This window comes from Cupriavidus sp. KB_39, from assembly GCF_052114485.1.
In the GTDB taxonomy this organism is placed as follows: domain Bacteria; phylum Pseudomonadota; class Gammaproteobacteria; order Burkholderiales; family Burkholderiaceae; genus Cupriavidus.
On sequence record NZ_JBFREV010000001.1, the window covers coordinates 24,411 to 40,788 of the forward strand.

A 16,378-nucleotide genomic window follows, 5' to 3' on the forward strand; every position below is an offset into this window, starting at 1 on the left:
CCCGGAGAGATGCATGTCCCGAATCGCCTTCCCCTTCACGCTTCCTCTTGCGCAGCATGCCGGCTGACGCGGTACCGCTGGAGGCGCTCCCCGAGCTGTCCCGGGCGCGCGTGCAGTGGCTGGGCCTCGCGCTGGGCTGCGCAACGGGCGTGGACTTCGTCGCCACGTCGATGCTCGCCACCGGGACGCTCCACATCCGCGCCGGCATCTACGCCACGCCCGACGACTTCCTGTGGTGCCTGACCGCGTATGCCGGTGCGGCCATCGTCGCCAACCTGCTGACGCGGCGCCTCGCCGACGATCTCAGCTACCGCGGCTTCACGCTGCTCGGCCTCGTCATCGCCTTCGTCGGCTGCCTGCTGTGCGCCGCGTCGTCCAACGTCGCGGAACTGTCCGCGGCACTGGCGGTGCAGGGGCTGGGCGCCGGCGGGCTGTTCTCGGCGTCGCGCGTGTTGATCCAGCTGATTGCCACGCCAGCGGAGCGCCCACGGCTGCTGACGGGCTTCGTGATTGGCACGATTGGCCTGCCGGCGATTGCGCCCTGGCTGACCGCCACGCTGATGCTCGACACCGGCTGGCGCATGATCTTCCTCGTGCAGGCGCTGCTGGCCGCGCTGACGGCCCTGTTCGTATTCTGCGTCTACCCGCACCGCGCCCGCCCGCCACGCACGCCGGACCTCGACGACGTGGCCGGCATGGACTGGCTCACCGTGCTGCTGGTCGGCGCCGGCGCGCTGGTGCTGGTGCATGGCCTGGCCTCGCTGCGGCTCTATGCCACCGGCGACTCCCTGCGCGTGGCCGCCGCGCCGCTGGCCGGTCTGGTCGTCGTCGTGCTCGCCTTCATCCGGCTGCACCGCGCGCCGGACGCCTGGCTCAGCCCGCGCCGCCTGAACGGCCGCCGCTACTTCACGGGGCTGGCCTATTACTCGATCTTTGCCTGCCTGAGTGGACTCTGGACCTTTACGGTCTCCAACGTGATGCAGCTCGGCCTCGGTTTCACGTTCGAGACCACCGGCATGGTGCTGACCCTGTCGGCGCTCGGCGGGCTGGTGGCCGGCGTCGCCTTCATGCTGATGGGATCGCGCCTGCCCGGCGCGCGGCGCTACCTGGCGCTCGGCTACGGCATGACGGCGGCGGCGGCGTGGCTGTTCGCCACGCGCCTGTCGGACGGGCTGCCCGTCTCCGCCGTCCTGCCAGCGCTGCTGCTGCAAAGCGTGGCGCTGCCGTTCACGCTGATCCTCGTCGCCAAACTCACCTTCATGGAGACCTCGCTCGAGGACTTCCCCCACGCCTACCAGTTCAAGAACATCCTCCGGCAGGTGGCGCTGATGGGCGGCACCGGACTGGCCGGGCAGTGGCTGCAGGCCGGGGAAGCCGTGGCGCGCACGCACCTCATTGGCCGTGTCACGCCCTACGGGCTGCCCGCCCCGCTCGACGCCACCGCGCTGGCCACGCTGTCGCAGTTAATCGACCAGCAGGCCGTGCTGGTGGCGTCGGCGAACATGCTGGCGGTGGTCGCCGTCATCTGCCTGGGCATCGCTGCCGTCGCCATCTGGCAGCGCGCGCTACGCTAGCGGCCTCTGGTTCGATACCACCTGGCCCTGCCCGGTCCGCGTACGCACGTCTACCGTCACGTACATCGACAACCCCACACGCAGCGGATGGGCGGCGAGTTCCGCCCGGTTCAGCGCGATGCGCACCGGCAACCGCTGCGGCGGCTTGATCCATTGGCAGATGGCGCCGTGGGCGGGTTGCGGCGTGAGCGCCGCACCGTTCCTTGCCGAGAATCCGGCCACCGTGCCGTGATAGCGCACCTTCGCGCCATATGCGTCGGCGTACAACGTCACCGGCTGGCCGGCGCGCAGCCGCGCAAGCTGGTGCTTCTTGAACCGCGCATCGACCCACACCGCGTCTGATGGCACGCCCCGCGTGTCCGGGGCAACGATCGCCACCACTGCGCCGGCAGCGCGCGGCGCGGCATCCACGATCTTGCCGGCCACATAAGCGTCATCCGTGGATTCGAAATGGCGCCCCTCGATCCACCAGTGCCCGACAACGGCGGCGAGGCCCGCCATCGCACAGGCAGCGGCGCACGCGGCGGCAAGCGGCCGTCCCGCCGATGAACGCGACTGGATATTCATGACAACTCCTTGAATACGGGAGCAGGMCCCCCTCGGAGCGAATTGTTGGCACGCCGGTGCTGCGAGGATGGCGCGTCCGCCGGCTTTTTGTCGATTGGAACGCCGCTAGGGCGGGTGCCTATACCTTCGTGTCACACGCCGCAAACCTGTGGCCGATTGGCGGCATCCGGGCCCGCCCCTACGATGCGAAGACGCCTCCACCTCCCTGACGACCATGCATCCAACCTCCACCCCTCGCGCCGTGATCATCGGCGGCTCTCTCGGCGGCCTGTTCACGGCCCTCTGCCTGCGCGCCATCGGCTGGCACGTGGATGTGTTCGAACGCTCGCCCCAGGCGCTGGACAGCCGGGGCGGCGGCCTCGTCCTGCAGCCCGATGTGGCCGACGCACTCGGCTTTGCCGGCGTGCCGTTGCCCGAGGACTTCGGGGTGCCCTCGGGCGGCCGCATCTTCGTCACGCGTGACGGCGACGTGCGCCGCGTCTACATGCCGCAGACGCAGATCGCCTGGAACGGCCTGTACGGTCACATGCGGCAGGCGCTCGGCCCCCGCGCCGTGCATGCGGGCGAGACCTTCCTGGCGCTGCGCCAGCATGGCGCGCGCGTGACCGCCTGCTTCGCGTCGGGCCGCACGGAGACCGCCGACCTGCTCGTGGCGGCGGACGGGCCGCTCTCCACCGTGCGCGCGCAACTGCTGCCCGGCGCCGCACCGGCCTACGCCGGCTACGCGGCCTGGCGCGGCGTGCTGCCCGAGTCGGCCCTGCCAGACGCCACGCGCCAGCTCCTGCACAACAACTTCGCCTTCGAGGAAGGGCACGGCCACCAGTTGCTGACCTACCTGATTCCCGGCGAAAACGGCGAGACCGCCCCGGGGCAGCGCCGGCAGAACTGGGTCTGGTATCGCCCATTACCAAGCGGCCCGGCGCGCGACGCGGCGCTGCGGGACCGCGTGGGGCACCAGCACCTCCATTCGCTCCCGCCGGGCGTCATGCGCGACGGCGAGATCGATGGCCTGCGCCACGCGGCGGTGCGCGACCTCGCGCCGGACCTCGCCGCGCTGGTCACCGGCACGCCCGATCCCTTCCTGCAACTGATCCACGACTACGAGGCGCCACGCATGGTGTTCGGCCGCGTGGTGCTGACCGGCGACGCGGCCTTCGTCGCACGCCCCCATACCGGCGCCGGCGCGGGCAAGGCGGCCGGCAATGCGGTGGCGCTGGGSCGYGCGCTGCACGCCAACCGCGGTGGCATCGACACCGCGCTGTCCCAGTGGGAGCGCACGCAGCTGCCAGCTGGCGCGCAACTCGTGCGCTGGGGCATGGCACTGGGCACCCGCATCATGGGCCGGCACGACGCCGCCTGACCCCCGGCGCGGTCGACGCGGGCGATGGAGGCGCTGCTATCATGCGCATCCATCACAAGACCCGTACGAGAGACATCGATGAACCGCCTGCCTGCCGTGCCGACCTCCCCCCTGCGGGCCGCCTTGCTGGCTGCCTTGCTCGCCCCGCTGCTCGCYATGTCGATCCCCGGCGCGGCGCTGGCCGAGACGCTGGCCAAGCCYGCGCTGGACCATYTGGTCGCCAGCCAGTCGGCCAAGCCGCCGGCCAGCTTCAACGCCTTCCTGACCGCCGCCGTRAAGACCGAGCCGAAGCTGGCSCCGGCCGTGCGGGCCTACCGGGCGAAGAAGCCGCTCAAGGGCGACRATCTCGTCAACATCGGCCGGCTGCTCGGTGTCTATAACCGGCTCCACAACGAAACCGCCGTGCTGGACAGCATCACCGAGATGGTGGCGATCCGCACCGTGCGCGACGAAAAGGTGCCGCAGCACGAAAACCCCGCCATCATCGCGTTCGGCAAGGTGGTCGAACGCATGTCCCGGGACTTCGGCCTGACCTATCGCAACGTGGACAACCGCGTGTTCGAGGTGATCCTGCCCGGCACCGGCGCGGACACCTTCGGCATCCTCACGCACGCCGACGTAGTGCCCGTGGTGGCCGACGAATGGGTGCTCGACGATGGCACCAAGCTCGACCCGTTCAAGGTGACCCGCGTGGGCGACTACCTGTACGGGCGCGGCACCATTGACGACAAGGGTTCGATCGCGGCGGCAATGTACGCGATGAAGACCGTGCGCGAGAGCGGCGTGCCGCTGGCCCGCACGATCCGTCTGATGATCGAAACCACCGAGGAAACCGGCGGCGACGGCATGAAGTACTACCAGGCGCACACCACGCTGCCGGCGTACAACATCGTGCTGGACAGCAAGTACCCGGCGGTGGTGGCCGAGAAGGGTTCGGGCGCGCTGACGGTGCGCTTCGCGGACCGGCCGACGGACGGCAAGGCCCCCGCCATCGTGGCAATGGCTGGCGCGGCGTCCGCCAACGCGATTCCGCAGACCGCCACGGCACGCATCACGGGCGGCGATCCGGCCGCCGTGGCTGCCGCGCTGGAGAAGGCGCGCGAGCCGTTCATCGCCCAGCATGCCGCGCAGGGCAAGTTCTCGATCGACGTGACACCGGGCGCCGGCGGCGTGGACGTCAAGGTGACCGGCTCGTCGGCCCATGGCTCCCGGCCCGAAGAAGGCGTGAACCCGGTACCGCGCCTGGCGCTGTTCCTGCAAGGCGCCGGCGTGCCGTTCGCGGACAACCAGTACGCGCGCGCCATCCGCTACCTYGGCGACCTGTACGGCACCGGCTATCTGGGCGAGAAGATGGATGTGGGCTATCGGGACGATTTCATGGGCCCGCTGACGATGTCGCCCACGCTGATCCGCGAGCGCAACGGCAAGCTTGAAGTCACCGCCAACGTGCGTATGCCGCGCGGCGCCACGCCGGACGAACTGCGCRCCCGGGTGGCGACCAGGATCAACGCCTGGGCCAGCGCCACGCAGACGGCGGTCGAGATCCAGCACGACCAGGGCAACTGGATGGCGCGTGACCCCAAGGGCGCCTGGCTCTCTACCCTGCTGAATATCTACGGCGACACCACYGGGCTCGAAGCCAAGCCRGTGCCCACGGCCGGCAGCACCACGGCCAAGCTGATGCCGAACGCCATCAACTTCGGCCCGGCCATGCCCGGCAAGAAGTACACCGCGCACAACGCCAAGGAGTACAAGGAAGTGGCCGACCTGAACCTGGACATGCAGATGTTCACCGAGATGCTGGTCCGCATCGGCAATCTGGACACCATGCAGTAAGCCGGCGCCGGCATGCGCGGCGGGGGTGCAGCGGCGCCCCCCCCGCATGCCGGYTTTTACATCTTTACAGCCCCAGGTCGCTCAGGCTCGGGTGGTCATCCGGGCGGCGGCCCAGCGGCCAGTGGAACTTGCGGTCCGCCTCGCGCATCGGGGCATCGTTGATGCAGGCAAAGCGCCGCTGCATCAGACCGTTCTGGTCGAATTCCCAGTTTTCATTGCCATACGACCGGTACCAGTTGCCCGAGTCGTCATGCCATTCGTACGCAAATCGCACCGCRATRCGRTTGCCATCGTGCGCCCACAACTCCTTGATCAGCCGGTAATCGAGYTCCTTCTGCCACTTGCGCGACAAAAARGCCTCGATCGCGGCACGCCCCGTGACGAACTCCGCCCGGTTGCGCCATTGGCTGTCGACGGTATAGGCCAGCGCCACGCGCGCCGGATCGCGACTGTTCCACCCATCCTCGGCCCCCCGGACCTTCTGGGCGGCGCTCTCGCGGGTAAAGGGCGGAAACGGYGGACGGGATTCGGGTTGGGTCGACATCGAAGCTCCTTGAGGATGGGWTGGCTATCGCCGGAATGAGACAGATCTGTCTACTATCGTGAAGTAGACAGATCTGTATGTCAAGGAGATTTTCGGGAGGTGGGCGACCGCGCCCGCCCCCCCTACCGCTTCGTCGCCACCACCTCCAGGTACTCGCTCGGCACCACCATCGAATCCTTGCCGGCCACGTTCAAGCTGTTGAGCAACGTGGTCAGGTCGGCTTCCAGCGCGCTGGCCTTGTCGGCCGGCAGCGAGGCGAACGCCTTGTGGACCGGGCCGTACCACGTGCGGAACACCTCGATAAAGTGCGCCGCCGAGCGATAGCGGAAGTTGAACTGGCGCGCCGTCACGCGGACATCGACCCCATGCGGTGCGAACAGCGTGCGCAGGTGCTCCTCCACCCCCCATTTGGACGGCGGCGACACCCCCGCCGGCGGCGGCACGTAGGCGCCCAGCGTCTTGAACATCTGGCCGACGAAGCCCTGCGGCGTCCAGTTCGCCAGCCCGATGCGGCCGCCGGGCCGGGTCACGCGCGCCATCTCGGCGGCGCACTTGGGCTGGTCCGGGGCGAACATCACGCCGAAGGTGGAGAGCACGGCGTCGAAGCTCGCGTCGTCGAAGGGCAGCGCCTCGGCGTCGGCCTGCTGGAAGGAGACCTCCAGCCGCTCGGCCTTGGCGCGCTCGGCGCCGCGCTCCAGCAGTGCGCCGACATAGTCGGTGGACGTCACGATGCAGCCACGGCGCGCCGCCGCCAGCGTGGCGTTGCCGTTGCCGGCGGCCACGTCGAGCACGCGCTCGTCGCAGCGCAGGTCRCAGGMTTCAGCAAGCTGCTCGCCCACGATCTGGAGCGTGGTGCCGATCACGGCATAGTCGCCGCTGGCCCAGGCCACCTGCTGGCGGCCTTTCAGGGCGGCAAGGTCGGGCGAAGTCGCCGGGGCAGCGGCAGCGTCGGGGGTAGTCGTCATGATGGGAGTCTCCTGATTGTGCGCCCGGCAGGTCCGCCGGCTTACGCGCGGGACCGGTTGAACCCGGCCTCACGCGCGAGCACGATGGCCTGCGAGCGGTTTTCCACCTCGAGCTTCGAGAAGATGCTCGTGATGTGGTTGCGCACGGTTTTCTCGCACAGCCCGAGGTAGGCGGCGATCTGTGCGTTGTCGCGGCCCTGCGCGATCAGCACGACAATGTCGCGCTCGCGCCGGGTCAAGGTGTGGAACGCCGGGTCGTCGACCGGCACCGGCGCGGGCAGGAAGGCGCGTACTTCCTCGAGCCACCGGTCCCATGCCGGCTCCGTCTCCAGCAGCAGGTGGTTGCCGCTCTCCAATGGCACGAAGCGCGCGTTCGGGATCATGCTGGCGATCAGCCGGCCTTCGTCGAACGGCACGCGCGCGTCGCGCACGGCGTGGAGCACCAGCGTGGGGCAGGTCACCAGCGGCAGCAGTTCCACCACRTCGATGTCGTTGAAGATSCGCATGAAGCGCGCCGCGTTGRCCGGCGAGGTGGACACGCGCTCCAGCTCGTTGAACCAGCGGTGCTGCTCCGCCGTGCCGCCCGGGATGAACTGSGTGGTGAAGAACTGGCGGAAGGCCGGGTTCTCCTGCCCCCAGCCCAGTTCGGCCAGCCGCGCCATCAGCTCGGCTTCTTCGCGCATCTCGGCCCCGAGGTTGCGCTTGAGGCGCCCCCGGGCGTAGCCGCCGTGCARCACGAGGTGGCTCACCCGTTCGGGATGCGCCACCGCGTACGCCACGGCGATCGACGCGCCYTGGGAAATRCCCAGCAAGGGGAAATGATCGACGCCGGTGGCGTCCACGATGGTTTCGAGATCACGCAGCCACGCCTCGAAGGACAGGTCCTCCACGTGGCGATCAGAGAGGCCACAGCCGCGTTCGTCGTAGCGCACGAGCGTGTGGTTCTCTGACAGCGCGCACAGCATGTGGCTCCAGACCGGACTCCCCACGTCGAATTCGAGGTGGCTCATCCAGTTGGCGGCCTTCACGAGCGGCGGTCCGCTGCCCGTGATGGCATACGCCAGTCGCACCCGGTCAAGGCTGGTGCAAAGGCGTATCTGCTGCTTCAGCATCGGCATGGTGGGATCGCGCGCGGGACAGGGTACGGCCGGTGCAGGGCGCCGGGGCGATAGCTCACCACGTCCGCTTGGAACGGGCGATTGACTAATCTTAGTCAACGATCCCCAGCGTGCAGGCAAAACCACGGCCAGCTGGCCCCGCGAAGTGCGGAAAGCCAGACGTGGTGCATACCGTGCCCGGCGCATTATCCGCGGTCAGGCGTTGCGCAGCAGACATCCGCCACCGGCAGCGCCCATCCGGGCCCCATCGGTGAACGGGTCGCGCTGACCCATGCGGGCGCCATCGGTGTAGGGGTCGCGCTGATCCATCCGGGCGCCGTCGGTGTAGGGATCCGGCTTGCTGGTGCGCAGGCCGTCCTGGTACGGATCGAACTTGCCGCCCTTGCAGGCAGACATGCCGGCCTGCGCCGCGGTGGTGGTGAAAGAGGAACGATCGCCGCCCAGCCCGGCATACGCCAGGTTGCACAGGCCGATGGCCAGCGAGGAAGCGGTCAAGAGGGTCTTGGCAAGATTCGTGTACATCGCAAACTCCAACTACAACGTCAGGAAGGCGATCACAGCTCAGGATGAAGGAACGGTGTGGGGATCGCCTGAGCCGCACTGCTCCTTGTTCGAGGGGCCGATTGTGGGCAGCGGGGTGCGGGCGAACATGAGGCGGGTGTCCCGGTTTGCGGGATTCGTCAGGGTCTGTGCGGGGGGATTCCGTGGGACAAGGGTCCCGGGCGCGGGTAATTACCGGGGGGTGGCGGAGGCGCTGGCGCGCTTCCGCGGGGGCTTCAGCGAAATGAAGCGGCGAGAAACGGCAGTTAGAGGGTAAGCCCTAAAGCAGGACAACCGCCCCACTCCAAAACCCTCGAAGCGCGCCAAACCCGGGACACCCGTCTCATGTTGGCGGCGCGTGCCGCTGGAATGATCCGCCTACGTCCTGTCAGGCACCTTCTGCATGGACGCCGTTCATTCCAGAGGAGTTTTGCAATGCAAGCCGTATCCCTGTCAGCCGACACCGCCCGCTACGCCCGCTGTATCGCCGCATCCAAGCGCATCCGCTGGGACATCGACCGTGACGTCATCCGCGACCGCACCTTCGACCTCTCCCACAAGTTCCTGCCCGACGGGCTGTCCCTGGCCGACGAACTACCGTTCCTCAGCGCGGCCGAACGCCGCTTCGTGAGCCAGGTGCAGGGCCGCACCTACGCCAATATGTTCGGGCTGGTGGAGCGCTTCGTCTCGGCCAAGGTGGTGGAGCTGACGCAGGCCCACAGCGTTGGCGATCAGGTCGCGCTGGAGGCGCTGGTGCGCTTCACCGACGAGGAACTGAAGCACCAGGAGCTGTTCCGCCGCATCGAGCAACTGGCCGCGCAGGGCATGCCGGCGGGCTACACCTTCGGGGCGGACGCCAACGCCGTGGCTGCCTTCGTGCTCTCCAAGTGCACCTGGGCGGTGCTGGCGCTGACCTGCCATGTCGAACTGCTGTCACAGGCGCACTATCGCGGCAGCATCGGCACCGCGCCGGACCTGTCCGACCTGTTCAAGGACGTGTTCCTGTACCACTGGCGCGAGGAGTCCCAGCACGCCAACCTCGACGAGCTGGAATGGCTGCGCGARGACGCCCGCATGTGCCGCACCTCGCGTGATGCCGCCATCGACGACCTGATCGCGCTGGTGGGCGCCGTGGACGAGATCCTGCAGGCCCAGGCCACCGCCGACGCGCACTACGTCATGCGCGTGATCCGTGGCACGCCAGACGCCCCGCGCGCCGCCGAGGTGGAAGCCGTGGTGCTCAAGGCGTACCGCTGGACCTACATCGTCTCGGGCATGCTGGAACCGCGCTTCAGCAAGCTGCTGGGCGGGATGGTCGATGCCGGGCAGATGGCGCGCATCGAGGCCGCCATGGGACCGCTGATGTACGCGATGCCCGCCGCCGGCGTGCCGATTCCGGCGATGGCGGCCTGACGGCGGTTCGATGATGGCGGACGGTGGCGTGGGCGGCCTGAGTACCGCCCGCGCCGCCTAGGCCACCGCCTGCATGGTCTGGCCGGCCTGCATGCCCGCCAGGTAGCGATGGATCTGCGCCACGACCGCAGCGCCCTCGCCTACCGCGGCGGCCACGCGCTTGGTCGAGCCCGAGCGCACATCCCCGATCGCGAASACGCCYGGCACGCTGGTCTCCAGCGTGTAGTCGGCGCGCTCGGTGCAGGACTGGTGGGCTTCATAGCCGGTCAGCACGAAGCCCTTGGGGTCCGTGGTCACGTTGCAGGACCGCAGCCATTCCGTGTTCGGCGCGGCGCCGATAAACAGGAACACGTGGCGCATCGGCCGGGAGATGCAGTCCGGGCCGCAGGAGCGCTCCCTGTAGCGCACCGTGGAGAGCCAGCCCTCGCCCTCCATCGCCGTGATCTGCGCGTGCGTGTGCAGGAAGACATTCGGCAGGCTCTTCAGGCGGTCGATCAGGTAGCGCGACATGGTGGCCTCGAGCCCCTCGCCGCGCACCAGCATATGCACCTCGGCCGCGTGCGAGGCGAGATACACCGCCGCCTGCCCCGCCGAGTTGCCGCCGCCGACCAGCATCGCGTGCTCGTCCTTGCAGAGCTTGGCCTCCACCGGCGACGCCCAGTAATAGACGCCCCGCCCCTCGTACTGATCCAGCGATTCGATCTCCGCGCGCCGGTACTGGGCGCCGCTGGCAATCACCACGGTGCGCGTGGGCACCATGCGGCCATCGGTCAGCTCGATCCGGATCGGGTTCTCGCCGCAATGGAGCGCGCTCACCTCGAGCGGAATCGCCACGTGGGCCCCGAACTTGAGCGCCTGGACGAAGGCCCGCCCGGCCAGCGCCTGGCCCGAGATGCCCGTGGGAAAACCGAGGTAGTTCTCGATCCGGGCGCTCGCGCCGGCCTGCCCGCCCGGGGACCGGCAGTCGATCACGGCCACGGACAGCCCYTCGGACGCGGCATAGACCGCCGTCGCCAGCCCTGCGGGGCCGGCGCCGACCACCACCACGTCATAGATATGGTCCGGCGCGAATTCAGGCACCAAACCGAGGCATGAGGCGAGCTGGCCCTCGTCCGGCGCGCGCAGTATGCCGCCGTCGGGGCAAATCACCATCGGGAAATCGCTCGCGGGCGCGTTGCTGACGTCCAGCAGCGCCATGGCGTCCGGGTCGGTGTCGATATCGACCACCTTGTGCGGATAGCCGTTGCGGCGCAGGAAGGCTTGCAGCGCCAGCAGCAGCGGCTGGGTGCCCTTGCCGACCAGCACCGGGCCGCCGCCGCGCTCGATCAGGCCCACCCGGCGCAGGATCAGCGCGCGCATGATGCGCTCGCCCAGATCCGCCTCGGCCACCAGCAGCGCGCGCAGCCGTTCGGGCGGCACCACCAGCGCGGTGGAGTCCTCCAGCGCCACGGCATCCACCAGCGCCGGCTTGCCGGAGAGCTGGCCCACCTCGGCCAGGAACTGGCCCGGGCCCTCGTCGTTGATCGGGAAACTGTTGCCCAGCCCGTCGCGCTGGATGATCTGGAGCTTGCCGGTCAGGATCAGATGCATGCCCGGCGCCGGGTCGCCGACGCGGAACAGCGTCTGGCCGGCCTTGAACGATTCCACCGCGCCAAAGCGCCGCACGCGCTCGATCTCGGCCGGCGTCAGGGTCGGAAACATCTGGTGCTTGCGGGTTTCCAGCACCGAAAACGGCGCCTCCAGCCCTACCACCGGCTCATGTGCGGCCTGATTGGCGACCWGATCAGCAACCGGGTCCGGACTGGCTTCGGGCTGCGAAGCTCCCTGCGTCATCTCCATGCGACTCCCCTCAATTTCGGTCTAGGTAGGACAGGACTCGACTGCGTACTCGACTGAGATAGTAGCCGGCGTGGCTACGAAACACACATGAAGATTTTAGGAAGCGATGGCCACCGTTGCTTGCCGAATTGCCCGGCGCGCGGCACTTTGCACGGCGGCGTCACCCATGAAAAAACCGACTGGCTTCTAGCGATTTAAATCATGGTGAGAATATTCAGCGCTCGCTACACTGGCCCCGACAACGCCCCCACAGGCTACAGAAGCCAACAAGCAAGGAGACGAGATGTACCGTGATCGCATTCGCCTGGCCGCCCTGCAGGACCGGATCATGTCGGCCGATGCGGCCGCCGCGCTGATCCAGGACGGCATGACGGTCGGCATGAGCGGCTTCACCCGCGCCGGCGACTGCAAGGCCGTGCCCTTCGCCCTGGCCCGCCGCGCCGCCGCCGACCCGCTCCAGATCACGCTGATCACGGGCGCCTCGCTCGGCAACGACATCGACAAGATCCTGGCCGAAAGCAACGTGCTGGCGCGCCGCCTGCCGTTCCAGTCCGACGCCACCCTGCGCCGCAAGATCAACGACGGCGAGGTCATGTTCATCGACCAGCATCTGGGCGAGACCGTGGAGCAGCTGCGCAGCGGCCAGCTCGCCCCGGTGGACATCGCCGTGATCGAAGCCGCCGCCATCACCGAGACCGGCGGCATCGTGCCGACCACCTCGGTTGGCAATTCGGCGAGTTTCGCGATGATGGCCAAGAAGGTCATCGTCGAGATCAACACCAATATGCCGGCCGCGCTGGAAGGGCTGCACGACATCTACTTCCCGGTGCAGCGCCCGTATCGCCAGCCGATTCCGCTGATTGCCGTCGAGCAGCGCATCGGCCTGCCCTATATCCCCGTCGATCCGTCACGTATTGCGGCCATCGTGCTCACCGCGCGCGACGACAGCCCGTCCAACGCGCTGCCGCCCGACGGCGACACGCGCCTGATCGCCGGCCATCTCAACGCGCTGTTCGAGCGCGAGGTGCGCGCCGGGCGGCTCTCCCCGTCGCTCCAGCCCTTGCAGGCCGGCATCGGCACGATTGCCAACGCGGTGCTGCACGGGCTCGTAGATTCGCCATTTCATGACCTGACGATGTACTCGGAGGTCTTGCAGGACAGCACCATCTCGCTGCTCGACGCCGGCAAGCTGCGCTTTGCCTCGGCGTCGTCGATGACGCTGTCCGGGCCGGTCTATCGCCGCGTGCTGGAGGAGATCGACCGCTACAAGTCGCGGCTGGTGCTGCGGCCGCAGGAGATCAGCAACCATCCCGAGGTGCTGCGCCGGCTGGGGTTGATCACCATCAACACCGCGCTGGAGTGCGATATCTACGGCAACGTCAACTCCACGCACGTGGGCGGCACGCACATGATGAACGGCATCGGCGGCTCGGGGGACTTCGCGCGCAATGCCTACCTGTCGGTCTTCGTGACCAAGTCCGTGGCCAAGGACGGGCGGATTTCCAGCATCGTGCCGATGGTCTCCCACGTGGATAACAGCGAGCACGACGTGGACATCCTCGTCACCGAGCACGGCCTCGCCGACCTGCGCGGGCTGGCGCCACGCGAGCGGGCGCTCCAGGTGATCCGCAATTGCGCCGACCCGGCCTACCGCGACGGCCTGCTCGACTATTTCCGCCGGGCCCAGACGCGCGGCGGCCAGACCCCGCACCTGCTGGAAGAGGCGTTTGCGTGGCATCTGAACTATCGCGAGCACGGCACCATGCTGCCGGCATCCCGGGCGACGGCCCTCGAGCCAATCGAAGCCGCGCCGCTGGCGGCCTGACGTTTCTGCACGACCGGGCGGTTTTTACATCCCGCCCGGCTGCCGGCTGCCTCCTACGGGCCTCCCACGGGCCCTTTTCGGCATGGAACGGCACTTGCACCGTGCCGGAAGGTGGCGCGCTCCCGCCACCGCTGGAGACGCCATGCAAGAACCGGTTCGCCTGATCCTGATGTACGGCCTGATCCCGCTCTGGATCCTCGCGGGGCTGGGCGACTGGTGGTTCCATCGGCGCCAGCGCATCGAGATCAACGCGGGCGTCCGGGAATCGGCCCTGCACAGCCTGATGATGGTCCAGGTGGGCGTCCCGGTCCTGCTGGTGCTGTTCTTCGAGGTGAACGCGCTGCTGTTCGCCATCATGATCGTCGCTGTGGTCGTCCACGCGGTCACCGCCTGGGTCGACGTCCGCTACGCGGTGACCCGGCGCACGGTGCCCCCGAACGAGCAGCACATGCACAGCCTGCTGGARATGCTGCCGATCACGGCCGTGGTCATGCTGGCCGCCGCCCACTGGGACCAGTTCCTGGCGCTGTTCGGCGCCGGCGCCGAGCCGCCCCGCCTCACCCTGACCCCGAAACGCGATCCCCTGCCGTCGTCCTACCTGATCGGCCTGTTCGCTGCGCTCGGCCTGTTCGTGGTGCTGCCTTATGCGGAGGAACTGCTGCGCTGCCTGCGTGCCCAGGCGGCACGCGCCAAGCCCGTGGCGCAGCACACCTAGCCCCGCTCGATGCCGGCGCCGGATGACCGCACCGGCAATGTGCCCTCAGCGCATCGATCGAAAAATTCGGCTAAATTGGCTGCCTTGGTCGTGCAAGCGACCTGAGCCACACACAACGTGAACGGGAGCGCCATGCGCGGTCATCACCTCGTAGGATGGGCACGTGTCGGTCGTCATCCCTAGCCGCCCCGCCGCCAGGTGGCGGGAGTTCGTCCGCTTCCTCGGACCGGCCTACCTCGTGGCCGTGGGCTATATGGACCCCGGCAACTGGGCCACCGACCTCGCGGGCGGTTCCGCCTACGGCTACACCCTGCTCTGGGTCGTGGCGATGTCCAGCCTGATGGCGATGCTGCTCCAGGTGCTGGCCAGCCGGCTCGGGCTGGTCACCGGCATGGATCTGGCGCAGGCGTGCCGGCACGGCGCCTCGCGCTGGTCGGCCTGGTCGCAATGGGTCCTGGCCGAACTGGCGATCTGCGCCACCGATCTCGCCGAAGTCATCGGCACGGCCATCGCCCTCAACCTGCTGTTCAACATCCCCCTGCTGGCTGGCGTGGCGCTGACCGTGCTGGACGTGCTGCTGGTGCTGATCCTGCAGCAGCGCGGCTTCCGGCGGCTGGAAGCCTTCGTCATCAGCATGATTACGCTGGTGCTGCTGTGCTTCGTGGCGATGCTGATCATCGCCGAGCCGTCCTGGTCGGAGGTGGGCTGGGGGCTGCTGCCTTCGCCGCGCTCGCTCACCGACGCCAACGCCGTGGTCATCGCCACGGGCATCATCGGCGCCACGGTGATGCCGCACAACCTCTACCTGCACTCGGCGGCGGTCAAGACGCGCACCGTCGAGGACAATGCGCCGGCGCTGCAACGGGCGCTGCGCTACACGGCCATCGACACGCTGGTGGCACTCGCCATCGCCTTCTTTATTAATAGTGCGATCCTGGTCACGGCGGCCGGCGTGTTCCACCGCAGCGGCCATGCGGAGGTGGCCGAGATCCAGGAGGCCTTCCACCTGCTCTCCCCGCTGACCGGCGCCGCCTGGGCCAGCGTGATCTTCGCCGTGGCGCTGCTGGCCTCGGGCCAAAGCTCGGCCGTCACCGCCACGCTGGCCGGGCAGGTGGTCATGGAGGGTTTTATCCGCACGCGGCTGGCGCCGTGGGCGCGGCGGCTGGTCACGCGCGGCGTGGCCATCGTGCCGGCGCTGATCGTGGCGTGGCTGTATGCCGACAAAGGCGTGGCGCAGCTGCTGATCGCCAGCCAGGTGGTGCTGAGCCTGCAACTGCCGTTCGCGGCGATTCCGCTGGTGCGTTTCACCAGCAGCCGCGCCCGCATGGGCGCCTACGCCAACCCGCGCAGCGTGGTGATCCTGGCCTCGCTGACGGTCGGCATCATCATCGCCATGAACGCGGCCATGCTCGTGCTCACCTTCCGGGAATGGCTGGGTTAAAAATTTTCGGAAAAGCTGTCACAAGCCGGGTTCACGGTACGTCTTACAGGGAAAGGCAAGCGCAAAGGGCGCACGCCAACTCCCTTGAACTACCGTGAGGAACCATCATGAGTGCATCGCGTATTAACTTCTTCCAGCTCGCCCCGGCCAACCTGAAGGCCATGATCGCGCTGTCGGGTTCGGTCAAGCAAAGCTCGCTGGGCCCGCGTCTGGTGGAGATCGTGCAGTTGCGTGTGTCCCAGATCAACCAGTGCGGCGTCTGCGTGGACATGCACTGGCGCGACCTGATCAAGCAGGGCCTGGACCCGCGCCACGTGAACGCCATCGCCGGCTGGCGTGAAGCCCCCGCCTCGTTCTTCAACGCCCGCGAGCGCGCCGCGCTGGGCTGGGCCGAGGCCGTCAACGCACTGCCCCACCAGGACCTGACCGACGCCGCCTGGCCGGCCCTGCGCGAGCAGTTCAGCGAGCAGGAAATCGCCGAGCTGTCGTACACCATCGCCGCCATCCGAGGCTGGAACGTGATGAACCTGAGCCTGCGCAACCAGATTCCGGAAACGCCGGCTCCCGGCTTCTGATCGGGCTTTTGCTTCTCTAGCGCGCCAGGTTGGACTGCCGCGAGGCGCCGACAGCGGGATTCCGCT

At 68.4% G+C, this 16,378-nt stretch carries 14 protein-coding genes; 8 read left to right on the forward strand and 6 right to left on the reverse strand.

Annotated features, from left to right (window positions below; translation table 11 throughout):
• Positions 1 to 56: 56 nt before the first annotated feature.
• Positions 57 to 1,574 carry an MFS transporter gene (locus AB4Z27_RS00105; protein ID WP_092294814.1) on the forward strand — a complete coding sequence of 506 codons (1,518 nt, stop codon included), beginning with the start codon at positions 57 to 59 and terminating at the stop codon, positions 1,572 to 1,574.
• On the opposite strand, the gene AB4Z27_RS00110 is transcribed toward AB4Z27_RS00105, so the two are convergent.
• Positions 1,566 to 2,141 carry an HlyD family secretion protein gene (locus tag AB4Z27_RS00110; RefSeq protein ID WP_092294812.1) on the reverse strand — a complete coding sequence of 192 codons (576 nt, stop codon included), beginning with the start codon at positions 2,139 to 2,141 and terminating at the stop codon, positions 1,566 to 1,568. The two genes, AB4Z27_RS00105 and AB4Z27_RS00110, sit on opposite strands and share 9 nt — an antisense overlap.
• Positions 2,142 to 2,355: 214 nt before the next feature.
• Here AB4Z27_RS00110 and AB4Z27_RS00115 point away from each other — a divergent pair, with 214 nt between their 5' ends.
• Positions 2,356 to 3,501, forward strand: coding sequence for an FAD binding domain-containing protein (locus tag AB4Z27_RS00115; RefSeq protein WP_092294810.1), 1,146 nt, complete (start codon positions 2,356 to 2,358; stop codon positions 3,499 to 3,501).
• Positions 3,502 to 3,579: 78 nt separating this feature from the next.
• Positions 3,580 to 5,337: a dipeptidase gene (locus tag AB4Z27_RS00120; RefSeq protein WP_441643701.1), complete on the forward strand. Its 1,758-nt coding sequence runs from the start codon at positions 3,580 to 3,582 to the stop codon at positions 5,335 to 5,337.
• A gap of 64 nt (positions 5,338 to 5,401) precedes the next feature.
• Here AB4Z27_RS00120 and AB4Z27_RS00125 read toward each other — a convergent pair whose 3' ends face one another.
• The 4 genes from AB4Z27_RS00125 to AB4Z27_RS00140 form a co-directional block, all read right to left on the reverse strand.
• A complete protein-coding gene (locus AB4Z27_RS00125) occupies positions 5,402 to 5,881 on the reverse strand; it encodes a nuclear transport factor 2 family protein (RefSeq protein ID WP_092294806.1) in 480 nt (159 codons plus the stop codon).
• 122 nt (positions 5,882 to 6,003) lie between these two features.
• The gene (locus AB4Z27_RS00130) at positions 6,004 to 6,846 is read right to left on the reverse strand and encodes a class I SAM-dependent methyltransferase (protein WP_441643702.1); all 843 of its coding nucleotides are present in this window, start codon (positions 6,844 to 6,846) and stop codon (positions 6,004 to 6,006) included.
• 41 nt (positions 6,847 to 6,887) lie between these two features.
• The gene (locus tag AB4Z27_RS00135; protein ID WP_441643703.1) at positions 6,888 to 7,964 is read right to left on the reverse strand and encodes an alpha/beta fold hydrolase; all 1,077 of its coding nucleotides are present in this window, start codon (positions 7,962 to 7,964) and stop codon (positions 6,888 to 6,890) included.
• Positions 7,965 to 8,159: 195 nt separating this feature from the next.
• Positions 8,160 to 8,486 (reverse strand): hypothetical protein, encoded by a 327-nt coding sequence (locus tag AB4Z27_RS00140; RefSeq protein ID WP_092294799.1) that lies wholly within the window; start codon positions 8,484 to 8,486, stop codon positions 8,160 to 8,162.
• A 453-nt stretch (positions 8,487 to 8,939) separates the two neighbouring features.
• Between AB4Z27_RS00140 and AB4Z27_RS00145 the strand changes: the two genes are divergently transcribed.
• On the forward strand, positions 8,940 to 9,917 hold the full coding sequence (locus AB4Z27_RS00145; RefSeq protein ID WP_441643704.1) for a hypothetical protein: 978 nt from the start codon (positions 8,940 to 8,942) through the stop codon (positions 9,915 to 9,917).
• A gap of 57 nt (positions 9,918 to 9,974) precedes the next feature.
• On the opposite strand, the gene AB4Z27_RS00150 is transcribed toward AB4Z27_RS00145, so the two are convergent.
• The gene (locus AB4Z27_RS00150) at positions 9,975 to 11,756 is read right to left on the reverse strand and encodes an FAD-dependent oxidoreductase (RefSeq protein ID WP_441643705.1); all 1,782 of its coding nucleotides are present in this window, start codon (positions 11,754 to 11,756) and stop codon (positions 9,975 to 9,977) included.
• 283 nt (positions 11,757 to 12,039) lie between these two features.
• Between AB4Z27_RS00150 and AB4Z27_RS00155 the strand changes: the two genes are divergently transcribed.
• The 4 genes from AB4Z27_RS00155 (at position 12,040) to AB4Z27_RS00170 (ending at position 16,312) form a co-directional block, all read left to right on the forward strand.
• Positions 12,040 to 13,581, forward strand: a complete 1,542-nt coding sequence (locus tag AB4Z27_RS00155) for an acetyl-CoA hydrolase/transferase family protein (RefSeq protein ID WP_441643706.1) — start codon at positions 12,040 to 12,042, stop codon at positions 13,579 to 13,581.
• Between the two features lie 142 nt (positions 13,582 to 13,723).
• Positions 13,724 to 14,296 (forward strand): diguanylate cyclase, encoded by a 573-nt coding sequence (locus tag AB4Z27_RS00160; RefSeq protein ID WP_441592772.1) that lies wholly within the window; start codon positions 13,724 to 13,726, stop codon positions 14,294 to 14,296.
• Positions 14,297 to 14,459: 163 nt separating this feature from the next.
• Complete coding sequence (locus AB4Z27_RS00165; protein ID WP_092294789.1) at positions 14,460 to 15,737, forward strand: Nramp family divalent metal transporter; 1,278 nt, start codon at positions 14,460 to 14,462, stop codon at positions 15,735 to 15,737.
• A 107-nt stretch (positions 15,738 to 15,844) separates the two neighbouring features.
• Positions 15,845 to 16,312, forward strand: a complete 468-nt coding sequence (locus tag AB4Z27_RS00170) for a carboxymuconolactone decarboxylase family protein (protein WP_149138057.1) — start codon at positions 15,845 to 15,847, stop codon at positions 16,310 to 16,312.
• Positions 16,313 to 16,378: the final 66 nt, after the last annotated feature.